We start from the raw sequence: 14330 nt of genomic DNA on the forward strand, positions 1-14330 counted from the left end.
CGCGGGCACCCACCCGGAGACGCCGCCGGCCGCCTCCCCGGTTACGCACCTATGCGTCATATATCCCGTCCCTCAATGCCGGATCCCGGCAGAGTTCGGGTGGTTCGTTCTGCGGGGCGGCAGCCTGACGGACCGCCCCCGCTCCCCCGTACCTTTCACCGGGCACCGCCGGTACGGACCGGCGCCCGCGTCCGTACCGGATGTGGTCCTGCCGCCCGTGCACGTCCCGTGGGAGATCCCGTCACCTCGAAACCGCACCCGATACGGCTGCCCGGCCCCGGAGGCCCCGGTGAGTGACTGGCACGCCTGGGCGGCCGTCGCCGTCTTCGCCGGCACCTATGCCCTGATCATCAGCGAGAAGGTCCACCGGGTCGCCGCCGCGCTCGGCGGAGCCGGGCTCATGCTGGCGCTCGGGGCGACCGACGACGGGGCGGCCTTCTTCTCGCAGGACACCGGCATCGACTGGAACGTCATCTTCCTGCTGCTCGGCATGATGGTGATCGTCGGTGTGCTGAAGAGGACCGGCGTCTTCGAATACCTGGCGATCTGGTCGGTGAAACGCGCGCGGGGCAGACCGTTCCGGGTGCTGGCCATGCTGGTGGTGATCACCGCGCTGGCCTCGGCGCTGCTGGACAACGTCACCACCGTCCTGCTGATCGCCCCGGTCACCCTGCTGGTCTGCGAACGCCTCGCGCTGGCCGTCGCGCCCTTCCTGATCACCGAGGTCTTCGCGTCCAACATCGGCGGCATCGCCACCCTCGTCGGCGACCCGCCCAACATCATCATCGCCGGGCGGGCCGGGCTGACCTTCAACGACTTCCTGGTCCATCTCGCGCCGCTGGCCGTGCTGTTGACGGCCGTACTGATCGGGCTCTGCCGGTTCCTGTTCCGCGGGGCGTTCACGTACGACGCGGAGCGCGCCGCCCGGGTGATGGAGCTGAACGAGCGGGACACGATCCGCGACCCGCGCCTGCTCGGCCAGGGTCTCGCCGTACTCGCCCTGGTCATAGCGGGGTTCGTACTGCATCCGGTGCTGCACTACGCGCCGAGCGTCGTCGCGCTCCTCGGGGCCGGGCTGCTCGTCGCCGTCTCGACGGTCCGCACGGGCGAGGTGCTCGCCGAGGTCGAGTGGCCGACGCTGGCCTTCTTCGCCGGCCTCTTCGTGATGATCGGCGCGCTCATCGGCACCGGCGTCGTCGGCGAGGTCTCCACGGCGCTCTCGCACGCGGTCGGCGGCCGGGAACTCGGCGGCTCGATGCTGCTGCTCGGCGCGTCCGGGGTGCTGTCAGGGGTGGTCGACAACATCCCGTACGTCGCGACGATGGCCCCCATCACCGCGGGTCTCGTGCACAGCGTGGGCGGCGGCAGCGACCACGTGATGTGGTGGGCGCTGACACTCGGCGCGGACCTCGGCGGCAACGCCACGGCGATCGGCGCCAGTGCGAACGTCGTGGTCCTCGGCATCGCGGAGCGCAACGGCACCCCCATCTCCTTCTGGCAGTTCACCCGCTACGGCCTGGTGGTCACGGCGGCAACGCTGGCGCTGTCGGCGGGGTACATCTGGCTGCGGTACTTCGTACTGGCGTGAGGGACCGGCGTGAGTGGCCGGCATGAGTGGCCGGTGTGCCCCCGCCGTCCTGTCCGGCCCGCCGTGCCGGGCAGCCACAATGGGGCGCATGAGTGACGACGAGAAGTCCATGCCCGACTGGGAGAAGCGCTTCCGGGCCCCGCGTGTAGGGCTGCCCGACTGGGCCGAGGACGCCCCGGACCGCTCGCTCTTCGTCTCCAACGCGACCGGCACGTACGAGCTGTACACCTGGGACCGTACGAGCGGCGAGCAGCGCCGGGCCACCGACCGGCCGAACCAAGGGACGACCGACGGGACCCTCTCGCCCGACGGCGAGTGGCTGTGGTGGTTCAGCGACACCGCCGGGGACGAGTTCGGTGTCTGGATGCGCCAGCCCTTCCGCGGCGGACCCGACGAACCCGCCACCCCGGGTCTTGAGCCCTCCTACCCGGGCGGTCTGGGGATCGGCCGGGACGGCACCGTCGTGGTCGGCCGGTCGACGGACGAGGACGGCTCGACGGTCCACGTCGTACGGCCGGGCGCCGGTCCGGTCGAGATCTACCGACACCGGGAGTCCGCCGGGGTCGGCGACCTCTCGTACGACGGGACGCTCATCGCGCTGGAGCACACCGAGCACGGCGACGCGATGCACTCCGCGCTGCGGGTGGTCCGCACCGACGGGTCCACGGTCGCCGAGCTGGACGACACCAAGGGCGGCACCGAGGAGCTGGGGCTCCAGGTGCTCGGGTTCGCGCCGGTCGCCGGGGACACCCGGCTGCTCATCGGGCACCAGCGGCGGGGCCGCTGGGAGCCGATGGTGTGGGACGTGGCGGAGGGCACCGAGACCTCCCCGGCGATCGAACTGCCCGGCGACGTCAGCGCCGAGTGGTATCCGGACGGGTCCGCGCTCCTCATCGTGCACAGCTTCGAGGCGCGCAGCGAGATGTGGCGGTACGAGCTGGCCACCGGGCAGCTCGTACGCGTCGAGACCCCGGCCGGTTCGGTGTCCGGCGCGACCGCCAGGCCCGACGGCACGGTCGAGTACCTGTGGTCGTCGGCCGCGCTGCCGCCGGTCGTGCGCTCCACATCGGGTGCGGTCGTGCTCGAACCGCCGGGTATGAAGGCGCCGGAGTCCGTGCCGGTGCGGGACGTCTGGGTGGAGGGTCCGGGCGGCCGGATCCACGCGCTGGTGCAGCAGCCCGCGGGGGACGGCCCGTTCCCCACGGTCTTCGAGATCCACGGCGGCCCGACCTGGCACGACAGCGACGCGTTCGCCTCGGGCCCGGCCGCCTGGGTCGACCACGGCTACGCGGTCGTACGGGTCAACTACCGGGGCTCGACCGGCTACGGCCGGGCCTGGACCGACGCGCTCAAGCACCGGGTCGGGCTGATCGAGCTGGAGGACATCGGCGCCGTCCGCGCCTGGGCGGTCTCGTCGGGCCTCGCCGATCCCGCCCGGCTGGTCCTGGCGGGCGGTTCCTGGGGCGGCTATCTGACGCTGCTCGGGCTCGGCACCCAGCCGGACGCGTGGGCGGTGGGGCTGGCCGCGGTGCCGGTCGCGGACTACGTCACGGCGTACCACGACGAGATGGAGGGGCTGAAGGCGATGGACCGGACGCTGCTCGGCGGCACTCCGGAGACCGTGCCCGAGCGGTTCGCCGCCTCGTCGCCGCTGACCTATGTGGACGCGGTACGGGCGCCGGTCCACATCTCGGCGGGCGTCAACGACCCGCGCTGCCCGATCCGGCAGGTCGAGAACTACGTGGAGCGGCTCGCCGGCCGCGGGGCGGTCCACGAGGTGTACCGGTACGACGCGGGCCACGGTTCGCTGGTGGTGGAGGAGCGGATCAAGCAGGTCCGCCTGGAGCTCGACTTCGCCCGGCGGCACCTGAACGCGGGGTAGGGGGCTGCGGTACGGGGCAGGTCGGGGCGCTGCCCGGGGTCCGGGGCACCGGCCCCGGACCGCGCCCCGTACCGTAAGAGATGTGTACCGGTTCCTGCTGACACCCCGCTGGCTGGGGATCACCGTCTTCGCCCTGCTCGCCATCCCCTTCTGCATCTTCATGGGGTCCTGGCAGCTGAGCAGGTTCGAGGCCCGGGTGGCCACCCACCGGACAGACGAGCACAAGCCCGACCCGACCCGTCAGGCATCGGCGCCGCTCGACTCCCTGCTGCCCGTGAACCTCGACACGTCCGGGCGGCAGGCCAGCGCGACCGGCAAGTACGGCGAGCAGTTCCTGGTGCCGGACCGGGTCGTGGACGGCAAGGAGGGGTCGTACGTCCTGACCCTGCTCCGCACCGACGGCGGCAAGGCACTGCCCGTGGTGCGCGGCTGGCTGCCGCACGGCGCGAAGGCGCCCGCGGCGCCGAAGGGCGCTGTCGAGGTCACCGGTTCGCTCCAGCCCTCCGAGAACAGCGGGACCGACGGCGCGTACACCGGGGCCGGGCTGCCGGCCGGTCAGATCGGGGTCATCAGCGCGGCCTCCCTGGTGAACGTCGTGCCGTACCCGGTGTACGACGCGTGGATCACCCTGCCGCGCGCCTCCGCGGGCCTGAAGCCCGTCCCGGCGGCGGCGCCGCAGAACAGCGGGCTCGACCTGCAGTCCTTCCAGAACCTCGGCTACACCGGCGAGTGGTTCGTCTTCGCGGGCTTCGTGGTCTTCATGTGGTTCCGGCTGGCCAGGCGCGAGGCGGAGGCCCTCAGGGACCTGGAGCTGGGGATCGTGCCGGCGGACACGGAGCCGGCCACTGTGGCACCGGCCGCCGGGGCGGCTGCTTCTGACACGTCTGACGGGGCGGCGGCTCCGGAGGTGTCCGGGCGCCGCTAGGCGTACGGCCCGCCGGGTCGGGGCCGCGGCCAGGCGGCCTGGCCAGGCGGCCCTTTTGCCCCGTCCGTACCCGGTACGGCCGCTACGGCGCGGTCAGCAGTCCGGTGCGGTAGATCGTCCCCTCGCACGCGTTGGGGATGGTCGCCTCCGCGGCCGGTACGCCCGGTTCCGCCTCGTGCACCACGGCCACGCTGCCGTCCGACGTACCCTCGCCGCTGCCGAGCTGGGGGGTGGTGCCGGTGCCGCCGTTGACCGGCGGGGCGCCGTCTCCGGTTCCCGCCGAGCCCGCCGGTCCTCCGGTGCCGCCGGAGCCCGCCGACGAGGTCGGGTCGGGGGTGGCGCCGCCTCCGGTGGGACACGTCGCGGCCGGCACCCAGGCGAACTTCACCTCGTACGCCTGGGCCGGGCCGAGCACCAGACCGGTCGCGTCCTGCGACGGATCGGGCAGTCCGTCCGCCGCGTCGCCCGCCGTGTGGTCGACCACGGTGATGCGGGCGGCGTCGGCCGCGCCCATCGCCTGGAAGTTGACGGTGCCCGCGTCGCTGACCGCGCACTGACGGTGCGAGACGTTGGAGACCCGGAAGGTTCCGTAGACGGTGCCGTCGGCGTTCGGTGTGCCGGTGGCCGCGTTTGTGACCCCGAGCTGCTGGGCCGCGCAGGCCGGCAGCTCGTCGAGCGCCTTGCCGGACGGGCCGGTGGCCCCGCCGACCGCACCGCCGTGGGTGCCGCTCCCGGCCCCCTTCGACGCGCCCTTCTTCCCGTCTCGGCCGTCGGTGCCGCTGTCGCCGGACGGCTTGCCCTTGTCCTTCTTGCCGCCGTCGGGGGCCGCGGCGCCCGTGCCGCCGGGAGTGCGGTGGCCGCTGCCCGCCATCGCGGGGCTGTTCCTGACGCCGTCGCCCGCACCGGCGACATGGATGAACGCCGGGATCGCGGTCCCGACGAGCAGCGCCGCCGCGGCCGTGCCGACGACGATCTGCCGCCGCCGGGCCCGGCGCGCGGGTACGGCCCTGCGCAGCTGGTCGAGCGCGTCGTCGGACGGGGTGAGCCCCCGCACGGCGCCGTGCATCATCCTGCGCAGTTCGAGTTCGTCCTCGTCGAGGCCGTCAAGGGCGTCGTCGGAACCGTCGTTCTGCATTCCGTTCCCCGCCTGGTTGTCCACGGACCGGGTGGGCCCGCCGTACTGCTTGCGCCACTCGGCGGGCATGTCCCACTCGTCGGGCGTGCGAGGGCCCCGGCGCCTGTCGGAGCCGTCCTGCCCGTTGGCTGCGTCGCTTGCGTCGTTTGATTCGTTTCCGTCGCGGTCCCGGCCGCCGTGGTCCCGGCCGTACCGCCCGAAACGGTTCTTCCCGCTCATGCCGGTGCCTCCATGGCCACCCGCAGCGCGGCGATGCCGCGCGAACCGTACGCCTTCACCGAACCCAGCGATATCCCCAGCGCGTCGGCCACCTGCGCCTCCGTCATGTCACCGAAGTAACGGAGCACCAGGACCTCGCGCTGGCGGCGCTGGAGGTTGCGCATGGCCTTCTTGAGCGCGTCGCGCTCCAGGAGGTCGTACGCCCCCTCCTCGGCGCTCGCCATGTCCGGCATCGGCTTGGAGAGGAGCTTCAGTCCGAGGATGCGCCTGCGCAGCGCGGACCGGGACAGGTTGACCACGGTCTGGCGCAGATACGCGAGCGTCTTCTCGGGGTCCCTGACCCGTTTGCGCGCCGAGTGGACGCGGATGAACGCCTCCTGGACGACGTCCTCGCACGAGGCCGTGTCGTCGAGGAGGAGCGCCGCGAGCCCCAGCAGCGACCGGTAGTGGGCGCGGTAGGTCTCGGTGAGGTGATCGACGGTGGTGCCGGCGGCCATCGAGTCGTCAGCGCCCTCGCCGCTCTGGGGCGCGACAGCACTGGACCGGGTGGTCGGCACGGGGGCGATCACCGGCATACCGCCGGACACGCGCGGTCGTCGGAGCGGGAGGACCACTCCGCCCCGTCCGGACACCGCTGCAATATCGAGAACCTCTGCCACGCCAGTTGGACACGCTTCCCCCCGCCAGGGTTGTACGCGTATGGCATCGCCTTTGACGATGCGGCCAATGCCCTCATGCGTACCCGATCTCCCCCAATGCCCCTTTTTCCACGGCATCTTGCGCAGGAAGGAGCCATCCCCAAAGACGCACCCGTCCCGGCTGCGGTTGCAGACGCTCGGGAGACTGAATCGTGTAACAGGCGCGAGCCTCAGTTCAAGTGGTTCAGACTCGCGTCTTGCTCACAGGTCGCACACATAATCTACAAAGGTTCAGGTACAGGACACCGGCTTCGGGCTTAGGGCTCCGAGCTCCGAACCAGGGATCAGTCCCGGATCAGTTCCGGATCAGGCTTCCGGTACCCACAGCTCGGCTGCGACGGCCTCCGCGATCTGTGCCGCATTGAGCGCGGCACCCTTACGGAGGTTGTCGGCGCAGACGAACAGGTCGAGCGCCTGCGGATCGTCCAGCGACCGCCGTACGCGCCCCACCCAGGCCGGATCCGTGCCCACCGCGTCGGCCGGGGTCGGGAAGTCCCCCGCGTCCGGGTCGTCGAAGAGCACCACACCGGGCGCGGTCGCCAGGATCTCGTGCGCCCGCCCCAGCGTCAGCTCGTTCTCGAAGCGCGCGTGCACGGAGAGGGAGTGCGTGGTGACGACCGGGACCCGTACACACGTCGCCACCACCGGAAGCGCGGGCCGGTCCAGGATCTTGCGGGTCTCCGCGCGGAGCATCAGCTCCTCGGACGACCAGCCGTCGGCGGCCGGCGAGCCGGACCAGGGCACCACGTTGAGCGCGATGGGGGCCGCGAAGGGCCCGGTGTCGTCGCCCACGGCCCTGCGTACGTCGCCGGGGTGCGTCCCCAGCTCCGTACCGGCGACGAGCGCGGTCTGGCTGCGCAGCGCCTCGACACCGGGTTTCCCCTCGCCGCTCACCGCCTGGTACGTCGAGACGACCAGCTCACGCAGCCCGAACTCGGCGTGCAGGGCGCCGACCGCGACGATCATCGCGAGCGTGGTGCAGTGCGGGGACGCGATGATGCCGCGCGGCCTGAGCCGTACGGCGTGCGGATTGACCTCGGGCACCACGAGCGGCACGTCCGGGTCCATCCGGAAGGCGCCGGAACTGTCCACGACCACCACGCCCTTGGACGCGGCGACGGGCGCCCACTCGCTCGCGACGTCGTCGGGGACGACGAAGAGCGCGACCTGGACGCCCTCGAAGGCTTCCTCCGTGAGGGGGAGCACTTCGGACTCCTCCCCGCGCACGACCAGCTTGCGGCCGGCCTTGCGCGGGGAGGCGATGAGTCTGATGTCGCCCCAGATGTCGGCGTGCTGCGACAGCATCTGGAGCAGCACGGTGCCCACGGCCCCGGTGGCTCCCACGACCGCGAGCGCCGGCTTACGGCCTCCTGCCCGGAGGCCGGTGCCGGTCATCGCCCGGTGCCCCCATAGACGACTGCCTCGTCGGAGTCGCTGTCGAGACCGAAGGCGGTGTGCACGGCGCGCACGGCCTCGTTGACCTCGTCGGCACGGGTGACCACCGAGATGCGGATCTCGGACGTCGAGATCAGCTCGATGTTCACGCCGGCGTCCGAGAGCGCCTCGAAGAAGGCCGCCGTGACGCCGGGGTTGGTCTTCATGCCCGCGCCGACCAGGGAGATCTTGGCGATCTGGTCGTCGTAGCGCAGCGAGTCGAAGCCGACTACCGGCTTCGACTTCTCCAGCGCGTCGACAGCCTTGCGGCCCTCGTCCTTGGGGAGCGTGAAGGAGATGTCGGTCAGACCGGTCGACGCGGCGGAGACGTTCTGAACGACCATGTCGATGTTGACCTGGCTGTTCGCGATGGCGCGGAAGATCGCGGCGGCCTCACCCGGCTTGTCGGGCACACCGACGACCGTGATCTTCGCCTCGGAGGTGTCATGCGCGACACCGGAGATGATGGCCTGCTCCACTGTCGGTTCCCCTTGTGCTTCGACTCGTGCTTCGTTGCTGACCCATGTGCCCTGGAGCCCCGAGAACGAGGACCTGACATGGATCGGAATGTCATAGCGGCGTGCGTACTCCACGCAGCGGTGCAGCAGCACCTTGGAACCGGAGCTGGCGAGCTCCAGCATGTCCTCGAAGGAGATCCGGTCGATCTTCCGGGCCTTCTTGACGACCCGGGGGTCGGCGGTGAAGACACCGTCCACGTCCGTGTAGATCTCGCAGACCTCGGCGTCGAGGGCCGCCGCGAGTGCGACGGCAGTCGTGTCCGAACCGCCGCGGCCGAGGGTGGTGATGTCCTTCTTGTCCTGCGACACACCCTGGAAACCGGCGACGATGGCCACGTTGCCCTCGTCGAGAGCGGTACGGATCCGCCCCGGCGTGACATCGATGATCCGCGCTTTGTTGTGGACCGAGTCGGTGATGACACCGGCCTGGCTGCCCGTGAACGACTGGGCGTCGTGGCCCAGGTTTTTGATCGCCATGGCCAGCAGGGCCATGGAGATCCGTTCTCCGGCGGTCAGCAGCATGTCGAACTCCCGCCCGGCAGGAATCGGCGACACCTGCCCGGCAAGATCGATCAACTCGTCCGTCGTGTCGCCCATCGCTGACACCACGACAACCACCTGGTTGCCGCTCTTCTTGGCGTCGACGATTCGCTTGGCAACCCGCTTGATGCCTTCGGCATCGGCTACGGAGGAGCCTCCGTACTTCTGCACGACAAGGCCCACGTGCGCTCCTCGATCCAGTCATTTCTGCGGTCGGCTCAGTTTAACGAGCGGCCGCACGACACCTCGTATGTATCAGATCGTGAGATGTCCCGCTCACTCAATGATCATCGTCCGGTGGCACGGCCGCTCGGTGAGAATGCCTGCCCGCGATCAACCGGGCCACTCGGAACGTGGGGCGGGTCACACCCGTGCGGGTCACGCAAGTGCGGGGGGCGGCCCGCCGACCGGCCCATCGGCCGGGCCATCCGTCAGGGCCCGGCGGGAAGGGCGGTTACGGGGCAGGTACCGTCACCGGGCCGCGTCTCAGGCCCCCTTGGACGAGGCGAGGTGGGCAAAGACGACCACGTTGTCCACGTAGTCCTGGGCCGCCCTGTCGTACTCGCCGCCGCAGGTGATCAGGCGGAGCTGGGCGTCGGGGGTGTCACCGTAGACGCGTTTGTCGGGGAAGTCGGCCTTGCTGAACGTCTCCACGGAGTCGACCTTGAAGGTGGCGACCGTGCCGTCCTTCCTGGTGATGTTCACCTCGTTTCCCCGCTTGAGAGTCCGCAGCAACAGGAACACCGCCGGGCCGGTCTTCGTGTCGACGTGGCCCGCTACGATCGCCGCGCCGCGCTCTCCGGGGGTGGCGCCGCCCCGGTACCAGCCGACCATGTTGGTGTTGTCCGCAGGCGGCGGGTTGAGCCGGCCCGCTGTGCCGAGGTCCAGTGGCGTGAACGGTGCGTTGACCGCGATCGACGGAATCGTCAGCCTCGTCGGCTCGGAACGGGGCAGCGGGTCGACGACTGCGGGCAGGGGCGCCCGGGGGGCCGCGGTTGCGGCCGCGGGACCGGACTGCACCTTGGCGTCACCCGTCGGGTTTCCGAACCCGATTCCGAAGGAGTTGCAGAGCAGGAGAGCGCCGACGCCCGCTGCCGCGACGGGCCACAGCAGTACTCGGTGGAGGGGTCGCACAACGTTCTTCGGGGACGGGACGGAAGGCTTCGGCTGGGGAAGCTTCTCAGCGGCCATCGGGTGTTGCCTTTCGGGCGTGGGGCGGTGGAAAAGGTGGGGAGGGGTGTGGTGGTGCGGGTGTGGTGGTGCGGGGTGTTGCGGTGCGGGTGTGGCCCGCAAGCGTTACGGCCACCGCCCCTCGGGGCGGTGGCCTCGTCAACGCCGGTTCTGTGACCGGTATGGCGGTCAGGCCATCGACATACCCGAGGCATTGCGACGACGGCGGATCATGTAGACGCCTGCGCCGACGCCTCCGAGGAGCAGCAGCGAACCGGCGGCCAGGCCGCTGTTGGTCGCGAGGCCGCCGCCACCGGTGTGCATGCCACCGTGCGGCCGGTGGTCACGGCCACCGTCGTCGTTGCTCCAGCCGTCCTGGTCGTTCCAGGAGCCGTCCTTCCAGGAGTCGCTGCCCTCGTCCATGCCGGAGGATGAGCCGTCGTCGTCACCCATGGTCAGCGCCGTGTTCATGGCGAGGGCACCACCGCCGGTGTGCATCCCGCCGTGCGGACGGCCGTGGTCGTGGTCGCCGTGGTCGTGGTCCCCGTGGTCACCGTGGTCGTGATCGCCGTGGTCACCGTGGTCGTGATCGCCGTGGTCGCCGTGGTCGTGGTCACCGTGGTCCCCGTGGCCGTCGTCACCGTGGCCGTCGTCCCCGTACGCGTCACTGCCGTCGTCGCCCGTCGTCACCGCCGGAGTCATCGCAAGCGCGCCACCACCCGTACGCATCCCACCGTGCGGACGGCCGTGGTCGTGGTCCCCGTGGTCGTGGTCACCGTGGTCGTGGTCCCCGTGGTCACCGTGGTCGTGGTCACCGTGATCCCCGTGGTCGTGGTCACCGTGGTCCCCGTGGCCGTCGTCACCGTGGCCGTCGTCCCCGTACGCGTCACTGCCGTCGTCGCCCGTCGTCACCGCCGGAGTCATCGCAAGCGCACCACCACCCGTACGCATCCCACCGTGCGGACGGCCGTGGTCGTGGTCCCCGTGGTCGTGATCGCCGTGGTCACCGTGGTCGTGGTCACCGTGGTCCCCGTGGCCGTCGTCACCGTGGCCGTCGTCCCCGTACGCGTCACTGCCGTCGTCGCCCGTCGTCACCGCCGGAGTCATCGCAAGCGCACCACCACCCGTACGCATCCCACCGTGCGGACGGCCGTGGTCGTGGTCCCCGTGGTCGTGGTCACCGTGGTCGTGGTCACCGTGGTCGTGGTCACGGCCGTGGTCGTGGTCGCCGTGGTCGTGGTCGCCCTGCCCGTGGTCATGGCCATGGTCGCCACGGCCGCCGCCGTCGCTGTTGCCGGGGGTGTCATGGCCGCTACTAGCGGCGGCGCCGCTGTCCGAGGCCGGCGCGACGGCCGTCGTCAGGGCGTACGCGGCGGGAGCGGTAAAGGCAAGGGCGGCAGTCACAGCAGCTGACGCGAGCAAGGTACGGGCAGTGCGCATTGAGACGATTCCTTTCGCCACGACTGCGACGGCTGACACTCCGTCGGCTCTTCGATTCGCAGAAGCGACGTCCTCACCATCAGCAGGAATATGACGCCCCGCCACCGGAGACCGGGGCATCCGAGTGAAGGCATGGGCTCAATGAGTTCAGGACCGGCCGATATTCACCCGATGGACGGCACGTCGTACCGCCGCAGCGCCTCCGCGATGAGGTACGGACGCGAGTGAGCGTGGCAGAGAGCGCTCCGGCCCCTCCCACTACGTGGTGCCGCCCCTGAGCAGAGAGCCCGGGGAGCCCGCCGCCTGCCCGCCCTGGAAGGCCGCCGGTTCGTCGGGTCGCCGGCCGGCTGCGGCAGAGCGGCGCCGACGGGGCCGCTGATCGTGTCCACTCATGTCATGCCGACGACCCGCTGCCCGGCCGTGATCGCGGCGGCCGGGCTGCCCGCTGTCCGGTGTGCGTGGCCGGCAGCCGCCGCGCACCCGCTCGCCCGTGGCTGACGCCGTCCCGTGACCCCCGCCGGGCCCGAGGACGTCACCGCGGGCGAGCAGCGGCCGACTGGATTCCACGAGGTGATGGCACAGCTGCGGCATGAACACCCCGACCTGGAAACGGCGTTCGCGCAGCAGCAGCCAATGGAGCAGGTGGAGTCGATGGAGCGGACGGAGCGGGTGGAGCCGATGGCGGCCGAGAGGGCGCGGCCGCTCCAGCAGCGCATCGCGCATCCGGACCGGTCCGGATGCGCGATCGGCGTCTTCGAACTGAAGTCGGCTGCACGGGAGTTGGCTCAGCGGCGCAGCGCCCGCACCCCTAACACCTCAGCCGGACAACGGCACTTGCCGGCCGTCAACACACCGCCGCTCAGACCGAGGGAAGCCCCAGCGGAGCCCCGATCTCCTCGGCCATGACGCGGCCCGCCTCCTCGGCCAGCACCTCTTCGCCCAGGTCCTGGTCCGTGTCCAGGCCGTCGAGCGCCGGGAGCGGCTGGTCGAGACGGACGTGCGCGACCAGGGACTGGAGTGCGCGCAGCGCGGCCGCCGCGGTGGAGCCCCAGTTGGAGAAGTACGAGAACTGCCACCACCACATCGCCTCGGTGGTCCGGCCCGCGCGGTAGTGGGCCATGCCGTGGCGGAGGTCGGTGAGGATGTCCGCGAGGTCGTCGCTGATGCGGCAGGCGACGGGGGCCTTGCGCGGTTCGTACGGGTCGAACACCTCGGAATACACGTCGACCGGCTCCAGGAGCCGCGCGAAGCGCTCCCGCAGGTCGTCGGCGTCGGGCTCCGGGCCGAGGTCGGGCTCGTACCGGTCGGCCGGGAGGATGTCCTCGTGCGCGCCGAGGCGGCCGCCGGCCAGGAGGAGCTGGGAGATCTCCAGCAGCAGGAAGGGCACCGCGCGGTCCGGCTCGTCGCCCTTGGCCACCTCGGTGACGGCGACGATGAAGGACTCCACCTGGTCGGCGATCTGGACGTCGAAGTCGTTCGGGTCTTCCGTGACCTTGTTCAGCGTTGCGTCAGACATCGAGTAGTCGTCTCCCCTCAAAGGCACGACCGAGCGTGACCTCGTCCGCGTATTCCAGGTCTCCACCAACAGGAAGACCACTCGCCAGGCGTGTGACCTTCAGCCCCATGGGTTTGATCATTCGCGCGAGGTACGTCGCCGTGGCCTCGCCCTCCAGGTTCGGGTCGGTCGCCAGGATCAGCTCCGTGACGGCGCCGTCCGCGAGCCTGGCCAGCAGTTCCCGGATCCGCAGATCGTCGGGGCCGACGCCCTCGATGGGGCTGATGGCGCCGCCGAGCACGTGGTAGCGGCCCCGGAACTCACGGGTCCGCTCGACTGCCACGACGTCCTTCGGCTCCTCGACGACACAGATGACCGTCTGATCGCGACGGGTGTCCCGGCAGATCCCGCAGAGCTCGGCCTGCGCGACATTGCCGCACACCGCACAGAACCGGACCTTGTCCTTCACTTCGAGCAGCGAGTGCGCGAGGCGGCGCACATCGGTGGGCTCGGCCTGGAGGATGTGGAAGGCGATCCGCTGCGCGCTCTTGGGACCGACGCCGGGCAGCCTGCCCAACTCGTCGATGAGGTCCTGGACCACGCCTTCGTACAACGGAGCGCCTCTTTCGTTCTGCTGTGGAACGTACGGTAGTTGGTGCGAGGTTCCCCTAGAACCTCGGGAGCGTGAAGACCTTCGGAAGCTCTGGTGTCACGCGCCCCGCCTACCTCAGATACCGAGACCCGGCATACCGCCGAGTCCCTGGGCGAGCGGGCCGAGCTTCTGCTGCTGGAGCGCCGAAGCGTTCTCGTTGGCGGCGTGCACCGCGGCGACGATCAAGTCCGCGAGGGTCTCCGTGTCCTCGGGATCGACGGCCTTGGGGTCGATCACCAGGCCGCGCAGCTCACCGGAGCCGGTGACGGTGGCCTTGACCAGGCCGCCGCCCGCCTGGCCGTCGACCTCGGTCCGTGCCAGTTCCTCCTGAGCCTGCGCGAGATCCTGCTGCATCTTCTGGGCCTGCTGAAGCAGCTGCTGCATATTGGGCTGGCCACCACCGGGAATCACGGGTCACTCCGAGGCTGTTCGACGACATTCCGACTGCGCCAGGACTGTGCTCCTGCCGCATTTCACTGCTTGCTTGCTGCGTATCCACTTGGTACGTACTGCGTTCCTGCTGCTTGCTTGCTGCGTTCTTCACTGCTTTCCGCCGCGTTGCCGCAACGTTCCGGCAGGGGGCTCCGGGCCTTTCCGAGGGTCCTCAGCCGGTAAAACGAGCCTACGTGCTCCC

General features: G+C 70.7%; 13 protein-coding genes. 4 read left to right on the forward strand and 9 right to left on the reverse strand.

Features of this window, described 5'->3' with window-relative positions:
• Positions 1-289 precede the first annotated feature (289 nt).
• From OG210_RS12775 to OG210_RS12785, 3 genes are all read left to right on the forward strand, one after another.
• Positions 290-1588, forward strand: coding sequence for an ArsB/NhaD family transporter (locus tag OG210_RS12775; RefSeq protein ID WP_328329474.1), 1299 nt, complete (start codon positions 290-292; stop codon positions 1586-1588).
• 79 nt (positions 1589-1667) lie between these two features.
• Positions 1668-3470, forward strand: coding sequence for a prolyl oligopeptidase family serine peptidase (locus OG210_RS12780; RefSeq protein ID WP_371536428.1), 1803 nt, complete (start codon positions 1668-1670; stop codon positions 3468-3470).
• 82 nt (positions 3471-3552) lie between these two features.
• Positions 3553-4395, forward strand: coding sequence for an SURF1 family protein (locus OG210_RS12785; RefSeq protein ID WP_328329470.1), 843 nt, complete (start codon positions 3553-3555; stop codon positions 4393-4395).
• Positions 4396-4477: 82 nt separating this feature from the next.
• Here OG210_RS12785 and OG210_RS12790 read toward each other — a convergent pair whose 3' ends face one another.
• The 6 genes from OG210_RS12790 to OG210_RS12815 all read right to left on the reverse strand — a co-directional run bounded on the left by OG210_RS12790 (position 4478) and on the right by OG210_RS12815 (position 10580).
• Positions 4478-5749 carry a hypothetical protein gene (locus OG210_RS12790; RefSeq protein ID WP_371536431.1) on the reverse strand — a complete coding sequence of 424 codons (1272 nt, stop codon included), beginning with the start codon at positions 5747-5749 and terminating at the stop codon, positions 4478-4480.
• Positions 5746-6408: a SigE family RNA polymerase sigma factor gene (locus OG210_RS12795; protein ID WP_371536434.1), complete on the reverse strand. Its 663-nt coding sequence runs from the start codon at positions 6406-6408 to the stop codon at positions 5746-5748. The genes OG210_RS12790 and OG210_RS12795 overlap by 4 nt, the downstream gene beginning before the upstream one ends.
• 345 nt (positions 6409-6753) lie before the next feature.
• The gene (locus OG210_RS12800) at positions 6754-7842 is read right to left on the reverse strand and encodes an aspartate-semialdehyde dehydrogenase (protein ID WP_328329466.1); all 1089 of its coding nucleotides are present in this window, start codon (positions 7840-7842) and stop codon (positions 6754-6756) included.
• Complete coding sequence (locus OG210_RS12805) at positions 7839-9122, reverse strand: aspartate kinase (RefSeq protein ID WP_328329464.1); 1284 nt, start codon at positions 9120-9122, stop codon at positions 7839-7841. Before OG210_RS12805 ends, OG210_RS12800 begins: the two co-directional genes overlap by 4 nt.
• A 303-nt stretch (positions 9123-9425) precedes the next feature.
• Positions 9426-10130, reverse strand: coding sequence for a class F sortase (locus OG210_RS12810; protein WP_371536437.1), 705 nt, complete (start codon positions 10128-10130; stop codon positions 9426-9428).
• 168 nt (positions 10131-10298) lie between these two features.
• Positions 10299-10580 carry a hypothetical protein gene (locus tag OG210_RS12815; protein WP_371536439.1) on the reverse strand — a complete coding sequence of 94 codons (282 nt, stop codon included), beginning with the start codon at positions 10578-10580 and terminating at the stop codon, positions 10299-10301.
• 21 nt (positions 10581-10601) lie between these two features.
• On the opposite strand from OG210_RS12815, the gene OG210_RS12820 reads away from it, so the two are divergent.
• Positions 10602-11522 (forward strand): hypothetical protein, encoded by a 921-nt coding sequence (locus tag OG210_RS12820; protein WP_371536441.1) that lies wholly within the window; start codon positions 10602-10604, stop codon positions 11520-11522.
• Between the two features lie 886 nt (positions 11523-12408).
• Here OG210_RS12820 and OG210_RS12825 read toward each other — a convergent pair.
• The 3 genes from OG210_RS12825 to OG210_RS12835 form a co-directional block, all read right to left on the reverse strand.
• Positions 12409-13065, reverse strand: a complete 657-nt coding sequence (locus OG210_RS12825) for a DUF5063 domain-containing protein (RefSeq protein ID WP_328329456.1) — start codon at positions 13063-13065, stop codon at positions 12409-12411.
• A complete protein-coding gene (recR, locus tag OG210_RS12830) occupies positions 13058-13657 on the reverse strand; it encodes a recombination mediator RecR (RefSeq protein WP_327296233.1) in 600 nt (199 codons plus the stop codon). The genes OG210_RS12825 and recR overlap by 8 nt, the downstream gene beginning before the upstream one ends.
• Before the next feature lie 114 nt (positions 13658-13771).
• Entirely contained in the window at positions 13772-14107 is a 336-nt protein-coding gene (locus OG210_RS12835; RefSeq protein WP_164262774.1) for a YbaB/EbfC family nucleoid-associated protein, read from the reverse strand.
• Between the last annotated feature and the right edge of the window lie 223 nt (positions 14108-14330).

Source organism: Streptomyces sp. NBC_00466, assembly GCF_041433995.1.
In the GTDB taxonomy this organism is placed as follows: domain Bacteria; phylum Actinomycetota; class Actinomycetes; order Streptomycetales; family Streptomycetaceae; genus Streptomyces.